Origin of the sequence: Streptomyces sp. NBC_00078 (genome assembly GCF_026343335.1) — a bacterium.
Taxonomy (GTDB): Bacteria; Actinomycetota; Actinomycetes; order Streptomycetales; family Streptomycetaceae; genus Streptomyces.
Genome location: NZ_JAPELX010000001.1, coordinates 63398 through 84667, shown reverse-complemented (window position 1 = coordinate 84667; position 21270 = coordinate 63398). Strand labels below are relative to the sequence as shown.

The window sequence follows — 21270 nt, the reverse complement described above, 5'->3', positions numbered from 1 at the left end:
CCTCACCCCCCGACACATCAGAGTCACCCGAAACCGGGAGTACACCCATGTCGTCAGGAAGAAGACTGTCCCGTCGTACGCTGTTGGGCGCCGCGGGCGCCGCTGCGGCCGCGAGCGCACTGCCCGTGGTTCCCGGCTTCTCCCGCCTGCTCACCCAGGCAGACGCCGCGGACTTCCAGACCAACCTCAGCAACCTGGTCAACATGCGGTTCGGCATGTTCAACCACTTCAACCTGGGGACCTTCACGAACCAGGAGTGGGCGGCACCGAACCAGAGCCCGACTCTGTTCGCCCCCACCGCGGTGGACTGCGCGCAGTGGGCCGCGGCGGCCGCGGCGGCGAAGATGAGCTACGGGGTGCTCACCACCAAGCACCACGACGGCTTCGCCCTGTGGCCCAGCGCCTACGGCACACAGAACGTGGCCAACAGCTCGTACAAGCACGATGTCGTGCAGCAGTACGTAGACGCCTTCCGCGCCAAGGGCCTGAGGGTGGGTCTGTACTACTCGATCTGGGACCGCACCTACAACGTGCAGGCCTACGACAGCCGCCACGGCGTACCCGCCGACCAGGAGATCCAGCCCGGTGACCTGACCTTCATCCTGAACCAGATCACCGAACTGCTGACGAACTACGGCACCATCGACATGTTCGTCACCGACGGCTACGCCTGGCAGATGGGCCAGCAGGCGGTCTCGTACCAGCGCATCCGGGAGCACGTGAAGTCGCTCCAGCCGGACATCATCATGATCGACCATGGCGGTCTGTCGGTGCCCTTCCTCGGCGACGCGATCTACTTCGAAGAGCCGTTGGGCGTCACGGCGCCGGCGGGTAACACCCATGCGGCCCTGCAGGGGCAGACGATCAGCAACGGGTGGTTCTGGCATCCGGCCACGCCGACCACCGACCCGTTGAGCAAGGCGGCGATCCTGTCGCACCTGGCGGATCTGGAGCCGAAGTACACCTCGTTCATCCTCAACTGCCCGCCCAACCGCAACGGCGTGCTGGACACCAACATCGTCAACCGGCTCGCCGAGGTCGGCGCCGCCTGGAGCCCGGACACCTCCCGCCCGCCATTGCCCGCCCAAATGCTCCGCGCCGAACACCCCGTGACTCCGGTCAGTGCCTATGCAACCGGCTTCCACACCGGTGAGGGCCCCATGCGGGCCATCGACGGACTCAGCGACAAGGACTTTGAGACCTGCTGGTCGACCTGGAACCTGACGCTGCCGCACTCGATCACCATCGACCTGGGCGGTGTCTGGAGCAACATATCCATCCTGGAATACCTCCCCAAGCAGTGGAACCGCAACGACACCTCCGACGGCGACATCACCTCGTACACCATTTCCACCAGCACCGACGGCACCAACTTCACTCTCGCCACCAGCGGTACCTGGGCCGGTGACCGCGCCACCAAGGTGGCCGAATGGCCGGCCAGGAACGCGGGGTACGTCCGCGTCCAGGCCAACGCCGGCACGGGCGGCTACGCGAACATGGGCGCCGTCAGGATCGGCGGCCGCACAGCCAAGCCCGTGCTCGTCTCCTCCGTGCTGCCGGGCGACGGCACGGTCTACCGCATCGTCAACCGCAAGAGCGGCAAGGTCGCCGACGTCTTCAACTTCGGCACCGCCGACGGAACGAACATCCAGCTGTGGCCCTGGCTGAACAACACCGCGCAGAAGTGGACCTTCAGTTCCACAGGAGACGGCTACTACGAGATCAAGAACGTCAACAGCGGCAAGCTGATGGAGGTGGCCGGACTCTCGCGGGCGGACGGCGGGAACGTCTCCCTCTACGGAGACCACAACGTTCCCCAGCAGCACTGGGCGATCACACCGACCGGCGACGGCTACTACCACCTCACCAACCGGCTGAGCGGACTTTCGCTCAACGTCGAGGGAGGTTCGACCGCGGACGGAGCCAACATCAACCAGTTCACCTACAACCGCGCGCCTGAGGAGCAGTGGCAGATCATCCCCTCCTGACAGAGGGCCGACAAGTGCGTGCATCCGGCGCGGACAGGCGCCGAATGCACGCACTTGTCGGGCCGTCTCTGCGCGAGTGGCTCGGGCTCACCCGACGGGCTGTCTTCGCCATGCTCCGCGACCGCACCTTCTATGCCTTCACCTTGGCGGCCATGCGAGCGAGGCCGGCGCCGGTGTGGAGGAGGCCCGGGTGTGCGAAGACCCCGCCCGCGGCCACCGAGGGGGTGGCGACGGAGGCGAGGCCGACGGTTCCGGCTGCGGCACCCGTGGCCTTGAGCATGGCGCGGCGGCTGATCTGTCGTGTCACGTCCATGCTCAGGAGACGGGCAGGGGCGACGCCTATAACAAAAAGCCGATAACAAAAAACTGGACGGGCGCCGTGGTGCAAAGGGCCACCAGGCATGGCGGCCCTTTGCACCCCGCCTCGGCCGCGGAGCGCGACCAGTCGCAGGAGCATGGTGTCCCCGGCGTGCTCTTCGGCTTTCGTCACACAAGTCCAACAGCCGCCGGGGGCACCTCGGTTACGCTCACATCGCCGTTGTCCCGAAGGTGTACCAGCCGATGGCACTGGGCCGGAACCGCCGCTGATTGTCCGCCTGGCACGTCCGGCGCGCGGGCGAGGCCGGCCTGCGACGGCTGCAGACGGACCACCTCCGGACGGTCAGGACAGCGTCCACTGCTGGCTGGTGGCGCCGGTTCCGGTCAGCTGGACGACGGCGGCACCCGCGGTGGTGGAGGAGGAGTCCACACCGATGCTCAATCCGCTGCCCACGTTGACGAGCGTGAACTTGGTGCCGGTGAGGCTACCGACGAGGTCGGCGGCGAATTGCTGGTTGGCGCCGCCGTTGCAGGTCCACTGCTGCAGCTGCACGTTCTCCGCGGTCGACTTGCTCGGGACGTCCAGGCACAGACCGCTCTTGACGCTGACCAGCGTGTAGACGTTGTCCGCCACCCGGTTCAGCGTCCACTTCTGGTTGTCGCCGCCGTTGGACTGCCACTGGATGACCTTGGCCCCGTTGGCCGTCGAGCCGCTCGAGACGTCCATCGGCATCGAACTGCCCGCGTTGGTCAGCGTGTGCACCGCATTGGTGGGCACACCGGAGTTGGGCGTCCAGGTGCCGGCGGCGGTGTCGAGCGACCAGCTCGGGTACTGGCCGACGTTGACCACGGTGCCGCGGATGGTCATCGGCAGCCAGATCAGCTGCGAGTTGCCGAGGTCGTTGGTGTTCCACCGGTCGCCGGCGTAGATGTAGGTGCTGCCCGAGCTGCCCTGCACGGTGATGATGTTCGCCGTCTGGCTGCCGTACGTGTGGGTGCCCGGTGCCGCGAAGTTGCGCATCGGCGCCCACGAGCCGCTCAACGACGTCGCGGTGGTGTAGACGTTGTCGTTGAGGCTCCAGCCGGTCAGGTGAGAGGCGAGCAGGTAGTAGACGCCGTTGACCTTCACCATGGCGGGCGACTCGAAGCTGTTGGCCGAGCCGCCGCTGCCCAGCACGGCCACACCGCTGTCCACGGAGAGGTAGTCGGCGGAGAGCCGGTAGATGTGCAGACCGTTGTTGCGGTCCTCACTCAGCAGGTAGCCGGTGCCGTCCGTGTCCTGGAAGAGGCCGATGTCACGGCTCAGGTTGCCCATCGGGCGGAAGCTGCCCCGGTAGCTGTAGGGCCCGCAAGGGGTGCTGCTGGTCGCCACCCCGACCCTCGCGTCGGAGTAGTTCATGCTGTCGATGTGCATGTACATCACGTACGTGCTGGTCGACGCGTTGTAGATGACCTTCGGCCGCTCCACGATCCGGCTCGGGCCCAGGTCGCCGGTGGCCTGTTTGGCCAGGGCCACTCCCTGGTACTTCCAGTTGGCGAGGTCGGTGGAGGTGTAGCAGGGGATGTCCTGGAAGGACGTGTCGGCCGAGGTCTCGCCGGTCTTGTCCTCGCCGAAGCCGTACCAGGTGTTGCCCGCCTTGATGATGCCCATGCCGTGCAGCTGGAGTGTGTTGCCGTTCTGGTCGGTCCTGGTGGCTCCCAGGGTGAACGGGACGGAGGCCGCGCTGGCGGGTGCGGCGGGCAGCAGCAGTGCCGTGAGACTTCCGAGCAGTGTGAGGAACGCGGCGGCGACTGCCCGCCACCGGCTGCGTGAGGGGCTGTGGTGGCGTGCTCGATTCGGCATGTTCTGCCTCTCCTTCGAGGTCCTGACATGACGTCGTCCGCAGGGCGAAGGTGCCTGGCGGCGCGCTGTACGGGGGAGTTGGGGCCGCGGAGGGCGGCAAACACGGCCAAGGTGGGGGAGCGGCTGCGATGTTCAGTGGGAAATGAGAGCTGCCTGTTCGGGTGAGTGTCAAGAGACGCGATCGATTTCGTTTGGTGATGAGGGAGTTCGCCGGGCGGCGCGGTGAGTGCTGCGACCTGCGTGACTTTGCCTCGGCGTGCAGGTCAGCGCACAGTTGGTCCCGTATGACGGGGACCTGACGCCCAGTAATGGTGTTGTCCGCACCGTTGACCTACCAGGGGTACTGCCGTAGAACTGCCCGATGTCGGTGGGAAATCGTTGGTTACTGTTCGGTTGTGTTGAGTAGGTCTCCCAGTCCACCGACGCCGGTCACTCAACGGAGAGGCGCACAGTCATGCAGATTCCAGCGCGTTCTGTTTCCCGCCGAGGACTGCTCAAGGGCGCAGCGGTCGCCGTCGGTACGGCCGCGGCCGGCATCGGTGCAACGGGTACGGCTGCGGCGGCGGACGCCTCGGTCACCGCGACGGCACCCGACGGCAGCACCACGATCACGATGTCCCTGACCGGCGGCGTTCTGAGCTGGTCGGCCAAGCGCAGGGGCGCGAGCGTCGTCAGCACCTCGGCCCTCGGCCTGAAGCTGGGCGACGGGACGCTGCTCGGCCGCAGCGGCACGGTCATCACCAACTACCAGCACTGGACCACCAACACCACCTGGAGCCCGGTCTACGGCCGCAACGCGACCGTCCGCGACCGGTACCAGGAGATGCGCTGGAACCTCCGGGACACCCACACCGGGATCAACTTCAGCGTCCAGATTCGCGCCTACCCGAGCGGTGTCGCCTTCCGGTACGCACTGCTCGACAAGGGCAGCGCCGCCATCGCCGACGAGCTGACCACGTTCGTCTTCCCCGACAGCACGCTCGTCTACAGCGCCCGGGACGAGGACTCCTACAACCCCGTAGCCCCGGGCTCGATCCCGTCCACGGGGACCTCCGGCACCGACACCGGCCCGCTGACCGACCTGCCGCTGACCGCCACGTACGCGAGCGGTGGGCTGATCGCCTGCATCTGCGAGTCGTCCCGGGTCAACTTCCCCCGAATGATGCTGAGTTCGGTGTCCGGCCAGCCGAACACGCTGGCCGCCTACCTGATGGAGCACACAGCCCGCGGGAGCGGGACGGTCCAGACGACCTCCACGGTGACCACTCCGTTCGCCACCCCCTGGCGCGCGGTGGTGACCGGCTCCACGCACGCCGAACTGGTCGACAACGCCGAGCTGGTGCTCAACCTCGCCCCCGCGGGCGCGCTGGCAGACACCTCGTGGATCAAGCCCGGCAAGGTCTTCCGCTGCCAGCTCACCACCGCCGCCGGCATGGCGGGCGTGGACTTCGCCGTCGCCCGCGGCCTGCAGTTCATCGAGTACGACTCCGGATGGTACGGCCCCGAGCGCGGCACCAGCGACGCCACCAAGTCCATCCCCGAGATCGACCTGCCCGCCGTCCTCTCCTACGCCGCCGGCAAGGGCATCGGCCTGCTGCTCTACGTCAACCCCTTGGCGCTGGCCGACGCCGACAGCTTGTTCAGCCTCTACAAGAGCTGGGGTCTCGCGGGCGTCAAACTCGGCTTCATCAACGACGGCACCCAGGCGATGACGAACCAGATCACCGCCTGGGCGAAGACGGCGGCCAAGTACAACCTGCTGATGGACACGCACGACGACGTCCGCCCGTTCGGCTACGAGCGCACCTACCCGAACTGGGTCAGCATGGAGGGCGTCCGGGGCAACGAGCACTTCCCGACCGCCTCGCACAACGTCACGCTGCCCTTCGCCCGGAACGTCGGCGGGCCCATGGACTACACCATCTGTTACGGCCAGTCGCGCGACCAGACCACGAACGCCCACCAGATGGCGATGGCGGCGGTCTACTACCAGCCGCTGAACTTCATCTACTGGTACGACTCGCCGTCGAAGTTCGCCAACACCGCCAACTGGCCCGGTCTGCCATGGTTCGACGCCATCCCCACCACCTGGGACGAGAGCCGCACGCTCGACGGGGCGATCGGCCAGCACATCGCGGTCGCCCGCCGCAAGGGCACCACCTGGTACCTGGGCGCCATGACCAACGAGTCGGCCCGGACGCTGTCGCTCCCGCTGTCCTTCCTCGGCAGCGGCAACTGGACGGCGACGGTCTACTCCGACGGCACGCCCGGCACCTCCGCCTACCAGACCCCCGTCGTGGTGAGCACCCGGACCGTCACCTCGGCGACCGTGCTCAGCGTGGCCATGGCCCCCTCCGGCGGCCAGGCGGTGGTGCTGAAGCCGAGCTGACGCGGGTCCGGGCCCGCCAGGCCCGCGGGAGGGTGCCACCCCTGTGACCTGGACGAGCTTGCAAGGAGGGGTTGGCGAAGAGCCGTTCCAGCGCCGCACGCCGGACCCGGCGGGGCCGCGCGGCCAGGGCGAGCCGCCTCGGACCCTGGGTGGCGAGGCCCGGGTAGAGGTATTCCGGGGCCGCCACGGGCCCGGGCGGTCGCACAGCGCTGCGCTGTGCGGCCCGTTCGTCCTTTGGATGGGGCTGTACGCAGGAGTCGTACGCGCAGGAGCCGCACCGGCGCGTCACGCATCACGGAAAACGCGGAAAACACGGAACGGACGAAGGTGTGGAGCGGCACCTGAGAAGCGACCCACGCAACCCCTCCGGATTCGCTCCTGACACACTGTCGCCCTCGACGCACCGGCAAGACGGACGGGACAGGTGGGGCGGGATGCGCTCGCAGGACACACAAGAACGGCCGGACGTCGCCGTCGTCATGGCGGCGCGGGCGGGGGACCGGCAGGCCTCGGAACAGCTGATACGGGACTGTCTGCCGTTGGTCTACAACATCGTCGGGCGGGCGCTGGACGGGCACAGCGACGTCGACGACGTGGTCCAGGAGACGATGATGCGGGTCCTGGACGGGTTGCCCGGACTGGAGCAACCGGCTCGCTTCCGGTCCTGGCTCGTCGCCATCACCGTGCGGCAGATCCGCGACCGGTGGCGCAGACGGCGCACCTGGCACACCGCGGAATCCCTGGAGGAGAACGCTCACGAAACAGACGTGCAGGCCGACTTCTCCGACCTGGCGATTCTTCGGCTTGCGCTGTCGGGCCAGCGGCGTGAAGCGGTGGAGGCGACCCGCTGGTTGGAGGACGAGGAACGCGAGGTACTCGCGCTGTGGTGGATGGAGAGCGCCGGTGAACTGACCCGCGGCGAGCTCTCGGCGGCCTGCGGCCTCACACCGCAGCATGCCGCGGTCCGCATCCAGCGGGTCAAGGAACGGCTGGAGACGGCGCGCACCGTCGTACGAGCCGTGACGGCCTCGCCGCGCTGCCCGGACCTGGCCGCCGTGCTCGCCTCGTGGGACGGGCGGCCGTCCGGGCTGTGGCGCAAGCGGCTGGCACGCCATGTCCGCGACTGTCCGCAGTGCCTGTTGAACTCGTCCGACCTGATACCGGCGGAGGGGCTCCTGGCCGGCCTCGCGCTGGTGCCGGTGCCGGTCGGCCTGGCCGGCCTGGTACTGGCCAGGGCGCTGGGGGCGGGCTCGGCCGGGGCGACCGTCGGCGCGGGCACGCATACGGTGAGCGGAAGCCGTACGGCGCGGACGATCGGCAAGCTGGCCGCCAAGCCCGCGGTGACGGCAGCCGCGGGTGCCGTCACGCTCGCGGCTGCGGGAGTGGCCTGGTACACCGTCACGGGATCGCACGAGCCGGCACCGCGGGCCGCGGTCGCGGCCCCACTGTCGCCCGCCGCCTCGCCCGTGCCGCCGCTCCCGAGAACGTCCGCCTCACGGACGCCGACGCCGACGCCCACGCCGACGCCGACACCGACATCAGCCCCGGCGACGACGGCTGAGGCGCGGGTTTCGGGGCGGCATGCCCTGCGGTCGGTCGACAACCCCGGCGACTACGTGAGCCAGTCCGGCCGACTCGGCATCCTGGGCCAGGTCGGCGCCACCAGCTCCGCGGCCACCCGGCAAGCTGCCACCTTCACCTTCGTTCCGGGCCTGGCCGACCCCCGCTGCTACTCACTCAGGGACTCCACAGGCAGGTATGTGCGGCACTACGCCTTCCGCATCCGGTTGGACACCGACGACGGATCCGTGCTCTTCCAGAAGGACGCCACCTTCTGCCCCCGTTCCGGTTCCACGGCCGGTTCGGTCTCCCTGGAGTCGTACAACTACCCCGGCCGCTACCTCCGCCACCGGGACAACCTCCAGCTGTGGCTCGACTCGTTCGAGAGCACGGCCGCGCACCGGGCCAGCCGCTCCTTCGTCCTCGTGGCGCCCTGGATCTGACACTGACCGGCCTCGCACTGAAACTCACGTGACGTGGGTCAACTTGTCGTTCAACCACAGGCGTTCGGTGCGGTCGCGGAAACGATGACCCGGCCGTCGAGGACCCGGGTTCCTCCGGCGGGTCCCAGCACACATCGACTCAGCATCGTGGAAGTCGTGTGCGAGTCCCACCACCATGGCCGCCGCGGCGGCTCGTGCCTCGGCTGGGTCGGCGTTGACCGGCACGTCGGTGAGGCGCCCGCAGAGCATCCCGCGTTCCACGGCCAGGACACTGTGGCGCCAAGGGCCGCACCTGGGGCCGGCGGGGCACCACCCCGAGGGGTAAGGTGTCCGGCCGCAGCCAGGGACGGCTCTCGGTGGGGCACAGCGAAGGCCCTGGCCCGGTCGGGAGGTGACGTGGAGCGGGGGCGGCCGGCAATTCCGCCTCGTGACAGACAGACCACTTCCCGCTCGCGAAAACGGTTCCCGCGACGGACGTACGAGGTCGGTGGAGGCGTACTCGGTGCGCGGAGGGGTGCCCGGGTTGTCGCTCCTGAGCGCCGTAGCCGAGCACGCCGCCCTGACTATCCCGCGCCTACGGGTGCGGAGTGGAGTTCTCGTACCAGCCGGGGTGTGAGGAGTTCCCCGGCGCGGTCGGCGAGGACGGCCATTTCGTAGCCGACCAAGCCGACGTCGCACCCCTCGGAAGCCAGGACGCCGAGGCAGCTTCCGTCGCGTATGCGGCCGACCATGAGGAAGCCCCCGAGCATTTCGATCATGACGAGTTTCATGCCGCGGAAGCCGTGGGTCGTCGCCGCGTTCTGGGCGAGGCTGGTGATGCCGGAGACGACGGCGGCGAGGTGGTCGGCGCGGTCTTTGCCGAGGTTGTCGGAGGCGGCCATGAGCAGGCCGTCGGAGGAGACGGCGACGGTATCGGTGACGCCGTCGGTGGTGCGTACGAACTCCGAGATGAGCCAGCCGAAACTCTGGACGGCGGTGGTCACGATGAGGCTCCTTCAGTGGTTCGGGCTTCGGCCCGGGCAACTCCTGCTCTGAAGCCGTTGAGCAGGGCGGAGACAGCGGGTCGGGCTGGCGGGGGCTGATCGGAGGGGGCCTTGGCGGGGGCGAGCAGGCGCCCGGGCAGGGCGAGGAGCGCGGACAGGCCGCCGCCGGGGGTGTCGAAGAGGTGGATGTGGGTGCCGTCGCCGAGGCGGTGGGCGAGCCGGCCGACGACGAGGTGGCCGAGGAACCGCGTGGGCGCGGCGAGGAGGGCCTGTTCGCCGGAGTCGGAGAACCGGGCGTGGGCGCGTTGTTTGTCGGCTTCGGACATGCCGACGCCGTGGTCGACGACGGCGAAGCAGTACGTGTCGTCCTGGGTGTCGTACCAGCCGTGCGCCTCGACCGGTTGGTTCGGTGGCGAGAAGGTCAGCCCGTTCTCGATGAGTTCGGCCAGGAGGTGGGCGACGTCGGCGACGGCGTGCCCGCGCACCTGGACCGGTTCCACGGCTGCGATCAGTACCCGCGGGTACTGTTCGACCTCGGCGACGGCCGCCTGGACGACTTCCAGGCCGTCGGCAGGTGCCGCGGTGGGCCGGGGCGGGTTCTGTCCGGCGAGGACCAGCAGGTTTTCGGCGTTGCGCCGCATGCGGGTGGCGAGGTGGTCGAGTTCGAAGAGTTCAGCGAGGGCGTCCGGGTCGAGTTCCTGGCGTTCCAGGCGGGTGATGAGGCTGAGCTGACGGCGTACGAGGTTCTGGTTGCGGCGGCCGAGATTGGCGAGCGATTCGGTGGTGGTACGGCGCAGGCCGGCCTGCTGGGCGGCGAGGCGGAGGGCGGTGCGTTCCACCTGGCGCAGGGAGGCTGCGACCTTGGTGATCTCGGCCGCGCCGCCCAGCAGTTGCGCGGTAGGGGGGTCCGGGGCGTCCCCGGCGAGGAAGAGCTCCACCTCGTCCGGTGGGGAATGCTGGATCCGGGCGACGGCCTGCGGCAGCCGGTGCCGGGCCACGTCGTCGGCGGCTTCGGCAAGCGCGCCGAGCGGGCGGGTGAGGGAACGGGAGGCTAACGCGGCGAGGCCCGCGAGGATGGCCGCCACGAGCGCTGCCGCGACGAGGTAGGCGGCCAGGCCCGTCTCGGCTTTCTGGCTGAGCCGGTCGGCCCGGTGCCGTACGTCGTCGCCGACCGACTGCTGGACGGCGAACAGATCGTCGACGAGCACGGTCATCACGTCCCACCAGGTGCCGACGTCGGCATGCAGCGCGGAACCGTCGGCCGCGTTTTCGGCCTGGCTCTCGTCGCCGATGGCGCGCCTGGCGTCTGCGGTGGCGAAGGCATGGTGCAGGGCCGCGCGCTGGGAAGCGGTGGCCACCTGCTGGAACCGTGCCAGGGCGGCGACGCGGGTGGCGCGCACCTCGGTGAAGGTGAGGTACTCGCGTCCGTGGAAGGTGCCCTCGGCGAACACGCCGTTGAGCAGGCCACGTTCGAGCGCTACGGATTCCTTGGCCGCGGCCAGCTCTCTCAACGCCGCGAGCTCGTCGCGCAGTTGCTGGTCGGAAGCGGTTGCGGTCTCCGCCACCGGGTCGATGGCGTTGAGTGCGTCGATGGTTCCGGTGTAGAAGGTGAGGGTCGCGGACCTGTCGGCGGTGCCTTGGTCGGCGGCGGCGCGTATGCCGGCCAGGCGGCCCAGGCGGCGTCGGATGACATCCTCGACGGCGCTGTCACGGCGCATTCCGGCCAGCGCCGTGTCCACGCGCTTGCGGGTGGCGGCCAGGGGCGACCGAAACCGCGTCTCGCCGCCCAACAGGCCGTTGGTCAGACCACGTTCGCGTTGCAGCTGATGCACCAGGGCCTGGACCCGCAAGCTGAGGCCCACCTCGGCACGGGTCGTCCGGGCATCACCGACGGCCGCGGCACGGCCCTGCACGGCGAAGCCGGCCACGGCCAGCAGCAGGCAGACCGGGACCGTGACGACCACCGCCACCCGGCCCCTGATGCTGCGCCAGCCGGGCACCGGCCGACGGCCGGCTGCTGTCCGGTTATCGCGACGGCGCACCGAACCGCCTGTGCCCAAGCCGTGCCTGCCGATTGTGCCGAACCGGCCGAGCAGTGGCCGCACCGGCTCCCAGACCCTCATGGGTCACGACGCTAGTCCGGCCGTCGTGCCGGGCGGTTTCCGCTCTGTTAGAGCGCGTGGGAGGTTCGGTTGCGCCGCCCTCACGCCGCGGGCCGGGAGACTGTGACCTAGCAGGAGGAGCAGTGGTCCCGATCGGAGGCCGGCGCCTGTGCCTTGATCACGCTGACGGGCTCCCTGCACGCCGGTGCTGGGGTCAGGTGCTGGATGCCTCGAACGTCTCGATCGCGCAGCGTCCTGCCCCGCTGCGCTCCCCAGCGCGCTGTATCGGCCGGCGAGCGCCGGCAGTCGGCAACGGCGGAACCGACGCCAAGACTGCGGCCTCCGCCTCCAATGCCCGGTTCCAGTCCCTCGGTTGTCGATGCGGCTGCCGGCGCGCTTCGGTGGCAGGCTCCTCGGCCGTCATGTTCCGACGGGCTGCCACTCCTGATTGGCGCCGCCGGCGGAGGGCCACTGGATGACCTTCGCGCCGTCGGAGGTGGATCCGCTCTGTACGTCCGCGCACAGTCCGCTCTTGACGTTGACGAGGCGGTAGTAGCCGCTCGTGGCCGCGGGCACGAGCTTCCACCACTGGTTGCCGGCGTTGCTGTCCGACCACTGGTCCAGGGCCGTGCCGGCGCTGGTGGAGCCGCCCGGGGTGTCGAGGACCTTGCCGCTGTTGACGTTCGCCAGGCGGAAGGAGCCGTCGTAGTCCGGCAGCAGCTTCCACTGCTGGTCGGCGCTTCCCGACCACGGCCACTGGATGACGGACGCGCCGTTGGAGGTGGAGGCGCCGGAGACGTCCATGACCTTCCCGCTGTTGCGGTTGACCAGCTTGAAGGCGCCGGTCAGCAGGCCGACGGTGATCGTGGTGCTGGTTCCGGCGGTCAGCGACACGACCCGGGCGTGGTTGCCGAGGGACGACGTGGTGACCTTGGCCGAGGTGCTGATGGAGGTAATGCCGCGCCGGCAGATGAAGGTGATGTCCTGGGCCATGTCCGACGTGAGCTCGACGGTGGCGGTACGGGCCGCGGTGTCCCAGGTCAGCGACTGGACGGTGATGCGGTTGCGGCCGCGCACGCCCTTGATGGTGCCCTTGGCCAGCTGGTCGGGGAGGGCGGGCAGGATCTCCAGGATGCCGGGGCGGCTGTAGACGAGGGCTTCGCCGAGGATGGCGGGGATGGTGTTGGCGGCGTCGCAGTTGTAGATGTCGAGGTTGGGGTTGTGGGAGGTCATCAGGCACCGCCACACCATGTTCCTGCCGTAGATCTTCAGCAGGTTGTCGTACACGCCGGGGGCGTCCTTGAGGCGGGCGCGGGCCAGGGCCCGGTGCAGGCTGCCGTGGGCCGAGTAGTTCTGGTCGCCGCGCTTGTCCAGGGCCGTGCGGGCGTACTTGACGAGGTCGGGCTTGTCCTCGGGGTTGATCTCGTGCAGCGGCCAGGCGCCGTACAGGTGCTGGATGTGGCGGTGGTTGTAGCTGTCGGTCAGGCCAGGCCAGGACCATTCCGCGAGCGCGCCGTCGCCGTTGATCGTGTAGTCGGGCAGCTTGGCGAGCAGGGCGGTCCAGCGCGCCACACCCTGACCGCCGCCCTGCTCCAGGCCGAGGGTGTTGGCGGCGTCGATGGCGGCCCGCAGGGCGTGCCGGCCGGCCATGATGTCGCCGGTGGCGTTGATGGAGAAGGCCTGGCCGGTGCTGGAGGGGCTGTTCTCCATGGAGTAGGAGGGGACGAAGACGGCCTTGCCGCTGGAGTCGGTGCGGGTGAGGAAGTCCTCGTAGAACAGGGCCAGTTCCATCAGGGCCGGGCCGAGCTTGTTCTTGAGGAAAGCGGCGTCCCCGGTGACCTGGTAGTGCTCCAGCAGGGGGTAGAGCAGCCAGTCCGCGCCGCCGGTCCAGGCCTCGCCGGGGAAGCTGCCGCTGTCGAAGTGCAGCATGTGCCCGTACTCGCCGTCGGTACGGGACGGAGCGAGGAAGCCGCGGGCGCCGTAGAGGTTGGTGGCATTGTCGCGCCAGTCGGCCAGCTGGCCGAGGATCAGATCGAAATAGCCCTGCATGGCGTCGCCGAGATCGAGGATGTTGCCGCCGGCGACCTGCAGGTTGATGTTGGCATCGGTGGTGATGTCGTCGGCCCAGGACCCGTTCCAGGTGCCGGTCCAGATGCCGGTCAGGCGCGGTGGCAGGACACCGCTGGAACTGACGAACAGATAGCGGCCGGAGTCGTACATCCGCTCCAGCAGCGCAAGGTCGATGGCGGAGGTGTTGTTCTTCTGCCGGGTGATCAGGGCGCTGGTGGACAGTTGGCGGTCGGTGGTGGAGACGTTGAGGTCGAGGCTGGAGCGTTCGTACATCGCCTGGTGTTGTGGGGCGTGGCGGCCGAGGAGGGTGGCGTAGTCGGGGGTGAGGGCGGCGAGGGCGGTCTGGAGGGGCTGGGAGTTCCAGCCGGTGGAGGTCTCGTAGCGGCCGAGCTTGGTCAGCAGCAGCACCCTGGTGGCCTTGGCGACGACGAGGGTCGCCCCGCCGGCCGTGACGGAGGCGTTGGTGCCGGAGACGATGACGCGGGTGACGCCTTCGTAACCGTAGGCGCCGCCGGAGGGGTAGGTGCCGCGCAGGTTCAGATAGCCGTCGCCGCTGGTGACGGTGGCGGTGGTGGCGTAGGAGACGCTGGTCGGGACGCCGTCGAGAGCGGTGTTGACGCTGAGGGTCGTGTCGACGGTACGTCCGGTGGCGGGCAGCAGTTCGTGGACGATGACCTGGTCGGCGCGGGAGACGAAGACGTGGCGCTTCCAGGTGCCGTACTGGTCGGTCCAGCTGTGGGTGACCTCGCCGGTGCGGAAGTCGGTGATACGGGCGAAGTTGTTGACGGCGGTCATGCCCGGGGTGCTGAACTGGAGCTCGTAGCCGGGGTGGAAGGTCTGCGTCCACCGCAGACTCCAGCCGTTGGCGAAGGTCGAGGAGGCCCCCGAGTAGTCGCCGGACAGCGCCTTGTCCCGGGCGGATTCGAGCTTCCCGGAGATCACCGGGGGCATGACGCTGCGGGACCCGTTGGGCAGGACGAACCGGTGATGATTGAAAATCATCTTCTCGAGTGTCGGCGCACCGTAGTAGACGGCTCCGTACTCGCCGTTACCAGTGAGGAAGCCGTCGGTCCAGGTTGAGGCGGTGGCGTCGTCCCAGATACCGCGGTCGGGAAGGGTGACCTGGGCCGGTACGGCCGCCGTGGCCCGGTCGGCGAACACGAGACCGGGCAGGGCCGTGGCGCCGACGGTCAGGGCCGCGGCGGTGAGAAAGCGCCGGCGGTTGAGGGCGAGGTCGGGCAGCTCCATGGTGGAAACTCCGTTGTCTGGCAGCACTCGACTGGGCAGGGCCGGGCGGACGCCTGGCCTCGTCGCACGTATCACGGGATGGGAGGGGGCCGGGAGGGCAGCGACGTGGTGTCGGGCCCGGACTCAGTGGCAGTGAGGGGTTCCTGATGCGGCAGCCGGTTATGACATGGGATGGATTAGCAGGGAGGGCCCCCGTTGTGTCCAGAGGTGTGACGGAAAAATCTTGAAGGCGTCGCTCATCGGCACTTTTCGTGAACCCTGCCATCGTTGGGATACAGGACTGTGGGCAGGCTCTTCTCACACATGGGATGTCTTGCTATGGTGCTCCTCAACGACCAAGGAGCCACCGGACTGGCGGCCTCCAGGATCTCCGCCGACCAACTCGCCCAAGTTCGTGGGCATTTGGAGGTCATGCGGCAGGCGCGTGACGACGTGGAGCTGCTCAACCGGCACGGCGCCGCCTTCCGTCGGGCGGTGATCGCCGCGACGGGCAACGCCACGCTCTCCTCTCTGCCGGAGGGCATCTCCAGCCGTACGCTGCGGCCCCGGATCTGGCGCGGCCTGGTGGACGGCAACGCCTCGGACCGCACCGTCGCCGAGCACGAGGCCATTTACGCCGCGCTCGCCGCGGGTGATCCGGCGCTGGCGCAGGCCGCGGCTCTCCTGCACGTGAGTAACACCGGGAAATGGCTGCGCGAACATCTTGAGGGGGACGACGTGGGCGAGATCCCGCTGAGTGTCCCGGAGGCCCTGCACGCGTCGCCGGCCTGATACGAGCAGGCGTCGGACTGCGTGGCAGCGCGGCCTCCGGACAACTCGCCCGGCGCGGCCGAGGCCGGCATGAAGATGGAGGGCTGTGGGGCCGGTGGCGATGGGGGTTGCGGACTGCTTCGGTGGCGCGGGCGGTGAGCAAGCCGGTGGCACACCTGCTGCTCGTTTTTGGAGGACGCGACTGGCTGACGCTCAGAGGAAGATGGCGATGGGATGTTCCAGGACGACGTCGTGGGCCCGGGCGTCCCAGCTCGTCACCTTGCCCAGGCAGTGCGCCTGGAACTGGCCCGTGGGCAATTCCTTGTTCGCCCTGTGCAGTCCTTCGCGGCGCAGGATCACGCGCAGGTGCGCGGACGATACTCCGCCCTCCCCGTACGGCGCACGCATCACCAACGTCTCCCCGCTGCCGACCTGGGCCTCGAACCGGGCCGTGACCATCACGAACTCGCCGATCTCGGTCAGCGCCACCTCGCCAGGCGGGCCCTCCCCGGCCGCGCGCCGGCCGAGCCTCGCGACGAGGGCCGCGTTCGGCGTGACGGTCTCGGGCTGGAGCAAGACCTCGACGATGCCGTCCTTGCTCCTCAGGAGCGACAGGAGCAGGCCGATCACCGACATCGGCTTGCTCTCCTCCACGTACTTGGCCACCACCTCGGTGGAGGCGCGCCCGGCCACCTTGAACAGCAGGGACACGAAGGGAATCACCGCCAGGCACCCGGCGCTGCGGATGCGCCGCTCCTCGATCTCCCTGCGCATCGCGGCTTTGTAGTTGCCCATCTCGTAGAGGTTCATGACGGCGTCGTTGTCCAGGTAGAGAGGGAGGTAGTTGGGGCCGGTCCCGGTCTCCCTCCTCCTGAGCACTCGCCGTACCCCGTACCCGGCCAGCACGAGCAGGCCGGCGAACGCCGCCAGCCACCACGCCATCGAACTCCACCAGGCACTCCACCACGTGCCGTCAAGAACAGCCACGGATCTCCTTGAATGCAGCGGACAGGGACGAGTCGTGGGCGTCGACCATGCGACCGCCGGTCACCGAGGCGACCTGGTGCAGTTCCGCCGTGTCCGCGTCCCCGAAGTACAAGGGATAGGTGTGCACCGCGCGGGCGTCGGCGGGCCGGGCCCGGTAGCGGCTGACGAAGGTGGCGCGGTTGATGCCCGCGTTGTTCTCGCCGTCGGTCATCAGCACGATGGACACGGCTCGCCCGGGGTCGTCGCGCACGGCCTTCTCGGCGATGCCGTAGCCGTGGTCCAGCGCGGTCCAGATGGGGGTGGAACCACCCTCGCCGCCACGGGCCACGAACTTCTCCAGCGCCGTGAGGTCGGCAGGGCCGCGGACGGTGACCGTGTGCTCGTCCAGCGGCCGCCCGCCGAAGCGCGTCACGGTGAGCCGCTCGCCCTGGTAGAACCGCACGAACTTGCCGGCGGCGGACGAGTCCGCCCCGCTCAGCCCGGCGAACGCGGCGCGCAGTGCGGCCGTACGGGGTCCGCGCATGGAGCCGGAGGAGTCGAGCAGGAAGATCACCTGGTCTCCGATCCGGCGCCTCGGGTCGCCGTAGTCGTCGAGGAGCCGGTCGAGGACGGCCAGGTCGTCGGGGAAGTACAGCGCGTTGCCGAGGGGCGCCTTGAGCCGGCTGTCGCGCTGTACGGCGGTGTCGACCGGGCGGCGCAGCGTCCGTCGCATGATCTCGCGCTGGTGGTCGGCCTCGGTCAGCCACTTCACCACCCGGTCGTAGGCCTCGCGTCGGCCGGCGTCGAGCAGGAGCAGCGGATAGTCGGACAGCACCATGCCGTCGGCGGGACGCACGATCTCCAGGGGCTGCTTGAGCTTCCCGGAGGCGTTCAGACGCAGCAGCTCGGACTCGTACGTGATCAGCGTGTTCGTACGGCCCGGGTGCTCGGCGAAGGCGTCGAGCAGGGCCCCGGATCGCTCTGCGGTGAGGGTCTGGCCGGAGCGGAAGCCGCGCAGCCGGTCGCAGCTGACGTCCTCGGGCCGCAGCGCGCTGCCGGTGTCGGCCGCGGCGGTCGCGACGCCCACGAGCGCGGCCAGGCCGCTGTTGGAGTGCCGGGGGTCGGCCATCCCGAAGCGCACGGTGCCGGTGGCGGCGGCGTCGGCGATGTCCGCCCAGGACAGCCGCTTGCCGGGAACCTTCTTCCGCAGCTGCCGGGCGACGTCCGGGGTCAGTCCTACGACGACCGGTGAGCGCATGATCGACGTGCTCTGCACGGTCGGCGAGGGTGTGGCTGCCGGGCCGGCCGCCTTGATCCTGAGCCGGATGTAGCGGTCGGAGGAGAGCCACGCCAGGTCATAGGAGTGGCGGCCGGTGAGGAGGGTGTCGCTGGCGTCGTTGGTCGCCTTGTAGTCCATCTCCAGACGGACCCCGGTGTCCTCGCGCAGCTGCCCCAACAGCGGTTCCATGTCGGCGAGTTCGTCGCTGGCGAGGACGTGCAGGGTCGTGGCCGGTCCGTTTCCGCCGCCGGAGCAGGAGGCCAGGGTGGAGAGGGCGGCGACGAGGACGAGGCACAGCGCCAGCGTGACGGATCTGCGTACGGTCACGGGGCCTCCTCGCCGGCCGCCGCCGGCTGCTGGGTGGGCGCGCAGTCGCCCACGTCCTCGATCATCCGCTCCAGCAGGTCGAGCCGGGGCAGCACCGCCTTGGTGTCGTCGGCCGAGAGGACCGGCGCCTGGATGTGATGGTCGTGCAGGAGCCCGGCGAGCGCGTCGCTGGTGGATGCGCTGCCGGCGGCGCGGACCCGGAAGCCCAGCTCCATGGCCCGCCTTTGCAGAGCGGGATCGTTGGTGATGAGGTCGCCGAGCCTGTCGCCCTGCGGGGTCAGCGCGATGAACTGGGGCTCGGTGACGAATCGCGCCGAGGGGTAGAGCAGGACGCGCTCGCCGTCGACGTGCCCGGTGTCGGCCTGGACCTCCAGCTGGTGGGCCAGGAACTGGTGCTCGTAGATGACCGTGATCGGGGCGATGCTCTTGCCCTCGGCGGACACGTATGTCTCGTTCTTCTCCCCGGAGGGCATCCCCTGGTCGTTGAGGAGGATCTTGATCCTGTGCGCGAAGCTGTCCGCCTGGGCCGAGTCCTGCGGGATGTCGTTCTTGTTCCACACGTAGGACACCAACCCCAGGTAGGTTCCCGCCGAGTTGGCCTCGCAGATGTCGGAGGTCTGGGCGAGCACCTTGTTGTCGTTGCCTATGTCGTAGTGCTCGATGCCCAGGTCCTTCCAGCGCCTGCCCGCGTTGGTCGCCGCGAGGAACTTCTCCATGTCGAGCGAGTAGTACTGCGGCTGGGACCCGGGGGGTGCGCCCAGTGGCTCGGCGATCTTGGCGCGCTGGAGCGTCCGGGCATACTCGCGGTACGTGCCGAGCACGATCGGACTGACGAACGGCCGGTACGTCGTCGCCGGATGGCCCTCGGCCGCCCGCCTTTTGGTGATCAGGTCGGCGGCGGGCTGTCCCGAGGGGAAGACGGCGTCGTAGCCGTCGTAGTTCTGGGTGGCGATTCCGCGCGATCCCATGCGGGTGATGTGCACCCGGATGCCGTGCTGGATGAGCAGCCGCTTGACCACGGGGTCCTCGAAGTAGTCCTGCTTCGAGGCCATCTTGGCCTCTATGGTGACCACGCGCCGGAGCGGCAGCGTGGTGTGTCCCTGGACGAGTACGACGATCGTGCACAGGGCGGTGGCCGCGGCGACGATGCGTGGGATCAGCCAGGGCACCCTGGAACGCGGCTCCGGCGCCACCGCGGGAGCGTTGACCTTTAGGCGCGGTTCTCCGGTCGGACGGAATCTGTCGGCTTCGGCTCTGTGTGTGGCCACCCGGTTCTCCTGCGTGATCGGGCAAGGATCGTCCGCACGCAGGACGACTCCCGACCGAACCCCCAACAAACGTACGAGAAAAGGATCGTGAAGATGCGTCAGGAGTTCACCGGCTGACGGAGGCGCCAGGCGCCACCCCGGGGGGTTGCGGTGGCGGCACCATGACTGCCGCCCTTGGGCCCACCGCCTCCGCAGGACGCACTGTTTCCGTCGGACATACTGCCTTCGCAGCACACCCCGCAGGAGACGGACCCGGCGGCCGCCGCCTTTGGAGCCTGCGCCTGCGCCGGGGAGCGGGGGAGTGGGGGAGTGGGGGAGGCTCCCGGCATTGCAGTTGCCTCGGCGCGGACGAGCTGATCCACCTGCGGCTGAATCTCGTCGAGACGTTCGGCCAGGCCTTCCGCCCGCGGAGGCTTGGCGTCGCACACCTCAGAGGCGGCGACCGGGGCGCCCTCCTGATCCGCGTGCACATCCGCGACCGGCCAACCCCGTCCCACCGGACATCTCCGAGGAGGGGGCCGAGGTCTCGTGGAGGTCCTCGAGTCGCGCAGCCCTGCTATGTGGCAGTCGGCTCCACCGGTTCACGGCGGCAGCTTCGTGATCAGTGCTCGTGGGCCGCGCACTCAGCCGGTGGTCCAGGATTCGAGGTGCTGGGCGATGTCGCGCAGGCCGGCTTCCTGGGCGCGGACGGCTCCGGCGAGCGTGTAGAGGTCTTCGTCCTTGGCCTGGACGGGCTGGCCGGAGACGGCCATGTACTGGTGGGTGCAGCCCCAGCCGATGACCAGGTTGTAGTCGGCGAAGGGGCGCAGCAGCAGGGCGGTGTGCAGGAAGGTGGCCGCACGGGCAGTTACCTGCTCGTAGTAGAGGGTGCCGCGTTCGCGTTCGAACCGGTGGCGCTCGGCCATGAAACCCAGGGCACCCCAATCCGTGATGGGGATGTTGAGGGGGGCGAGCGCTGACTGGATTTGCAGAACCCAGCCGACGTCGACACGGATGACCGGGCTCACCGCATGCCGGCGGGGAAGCGGTCGGTGACGCCGGGCAGGATCCGCTCGGCCTCGGCGATCGCGCCGTCGACGAAGGCGATCCGGTCGGCCTCCTCGACGGTGACGTCGTGCACGTGCTGCTTCAGGCTCTTGCCGGCGACGGTGGCCCGCTCGCGCAGCCGGGCCATCTCGTCCGGGCTGAATTCCACGTTGAGTGCTGGCATGCACCCACGGTACCCGGTTTGGTACCCATCCCGGTACCGGGTTGGCGAGGAGGGGTCGGCAGTGACCGTCCGCGAGCATCGACCGCCGGACACGGTGCATGATCCGGCCGGGAAAGACAACGGCAACAGCCGATACGGCACCCACGCCCAGACCGTGCTGACCGACGTCGGCCCGCTCGGGGTGAAGGTGCCCCGCGACACCGCCGGCACCTTTGAGCCGCAGCGCCGAGAAGCAGCAGTACCGGCTGACCGGGGTGGACGAGATGGTGCTGACGCCGTCCGCGAAGGGACTCACCCGCGAGGAGATCTCCGCACATCTGGCCGAAGTGGATGGGCCGAGGCGTCCAAGCAGACCATCTCCACGATCACCGACAAGGTGGTGGAGGGAGGGCGAAGTCGTCGATGCCGAGCACGCGCGGGACGCGCAGCGGTGGTGCCACCGGGTGCATGGGCATGCGTAGGGCGGTCGAGCGGGAGATTGTGCGGGCCGGCACGCGCGAAAGGCGGCCGCCCGTCCGGCCCGCCA

Annotated in this window: 13 protein-coding genes and 2 pseudogenes; 5 read left to right on the top strand and 10 right to left on the bottom strand. The window is 69.2% G+C overall.

From position 1 onward, the window contains the following. The first annotated feature begins 47 nt into the window (after positions 1-47). The gene (locus OOK07_RS00390; RefSeq protein ID WP_266675757.1) at positions 48-1988 is read left to right on the top strand and encodes an alpha-L-fucosidase; all 1941 of its coding nucleotides are present in this window, start codon (positions 48-50) and stop codon (positions 1986-1988) included. A 130-nt stretch (positions 1989-2118) separates the two neighbouring features. On the opposite strand, the gene OOK07_RS00385 is transcribed toward OOK07_RS00390, so the two are convergent. Together OOK07_RS00385 and OOK07_RS00380 are read right to left on the bottom strand one after the other, a co-directional pair. Beyond that, positions 2119-2301 (bottom strand): twin-arginine translocation signal domain-containing protein, encoded by a 183-nt coding sequence (locus OOK07_RS00385; protein WP_266675755.1) that lies wholly within the window; start codon positions 2299-2301, stop codon positions 2119-2121. Between the two features lie 348 nt (positions 2302-2649). Then, the gene (locus OOK07_RS00380) at positions 2650-4149 is read right to left on the bottom strand and encodes an RICIN domain-containing protein (protein WP_266794599.1); all 1500 of its coding nucleotides are present in this window, start codon (positions 4147-4149) and stop codon (positions 2650-2652) included. Positions 4150-4603: 454 nt separating this feature from the next. On the opposite strand from OOK07_RS00380, the gene OOK07_RS00375 reads away from it, so the two are divergent. Beyond that, positions 4604-6538 (top strand): glycoside hydrolase family 97 protein, encoded by a 1935-nt coding sequence (locus OOK07_RS00375; RefSeq protein WP_266794598.1) that lies wholly within the window; start codon positions 4604-4606, stop codon positions 6536-6538. Between the two features lie 434 nt (positions 6539-6972). Beyond that, the gene (locus tag OOK07_RS00370) at positions 6973-8541 is read left to right on the top strand and encodes a sigma-70 family RNA polymerase sigma factor (protein ID WP_266794597.1); all 1569 of its coding nucleotides are present in this window, start codon (positions 6973-6975) and stop codon (positions 8539-8541) included. Between the two features lie 563 nt (positions 8542-9104). On the opposite strand, the gene OOK07_RS00365 is transcribed toward OOK07_RS00370, so the two are convergent. From OOK07_RS00365 to OOK07_RS00355, 3 genes are all read right to left on the bottom strand, one after another. Next, a complete protein-coding gene (locus OOK07_RS00365) occupies positions 9105-9524 on the bottom strand; it encodes a roadblock/LC7 domain-containing protein (RefSeq protein WP_266675747.1) in 420 nt (139 codons plus the stop codon). Then, on the bottom strand, positions 9521-11524 hold the full coding sequence (locus tag OOK07_RS00360; RefSeq protein WP_266794596.1) for a sensor histidine kinase: 2004 nt from the start codon (positions 11522-11524) through the stop codon (positions 9521-9523). Before OOK07_RS00360 ends, OOK07_RS00365 begins: the two co-directional genes overlap by 4 nt. 522 nt (positions 11525-12046) lie before the next feature. After that, positions 12047-14944 carry a glycosyl hydrolase family 95 catalytic domain-containing protein gene (locus OOK07_RS00355; protein ID WP_266794595.1) on the bottom strand — a complete coding sequence of 966 codons (2898 nt, stop codon included), beginning with the start codon at positions 14942-14944 and terminating at the stop codon, positions 12047-12049. Between the two features lie 342 nt (positions 14945-15286). Here OOK07_RS00355 and OOK07_RS00350 point away from each other — a divergent pair. Continuing rightward, positions 15287-15715, top strand: a pseudogene (locus OOK07_RS00350) (FadR/GntR family transcriptional regulator); the annotation flags it as partial. Positions 15716-15907: 192 nt separating this feature from the next. On the opposite strand, the gene OOK07_RS00345 reads toward OOK07_RS00350, so the two are convergent. From OOK07_RS00345 to OOK07_RS00325, 5 genes are all read right to left on the bottom strand, one after another. Further along, a complete protein-coding gene (locus OOK07_RS00345; protein WP_266794594.1) occupies positions 15908-16681 on the bottom strand; it encodes a hypothetical protein in 774 nt (257 codons plus the stop codon). After that, positions 16668-18266, bottom strand: a complete 1599-nt coding sequence (locus tag OOK07_RS00340; protein ID WP_266794593.1) for a vWA domain-containing protein — start codon at positions 18264-18266, stop codon at positions 16668-16670. Before OOK07_RS00340 ends, OOK07_RS00345 begins: the two co-directional genes overlap by 14 nt. After that, positions 18263-19459, bottom strand: coding sequence for a hypothetical protein (locus OOK07_RS00335; protein WP_266794592.1), 1197 nt, complete (start codon positions 19457-19459; stop codon positions 18263-18265). Before OOK07_RS00335 ends, OOK07_RS00340 begins: the two co-directional genes overlap by 4 nt. Before the next feature lie 698 nt (positions 19460-20157). Next, on the bottom strand, positions 20158-20439 hold the full coding sequence (locus OOK07_RS00330; RefSeq protein ID WP_266794591.1) for a hypothetical protein: 282 nt from the start codon (positions 20437-20439) through the stop codon (positions 20158-20160). 98 nt (positions 20440-20537) lie between these two features. Continuing rightward, positions 20538-20744: a hypothetical protein gene (locus tag OOK07_RS00325; RefSeq protein ID WP_266675734.1), complete on the bottom strand. Its 207-nt coding sequence runs from the start codon at positions 20742-20744 to the stop codon at positions 20538-20540. Between the two features lie 97 nt (positions 20745-20841). Here OOK07_RS00325 and OOK07_RS00320 point away from each other — a divergent pair. After that, a pseudogene (locus OOK07_RS00320) lies at positions 20842-21129 on the top strand (transposase); the annotation flags it as partial. Positions 21130-21270: the final 141 nt, after the last annotated feature.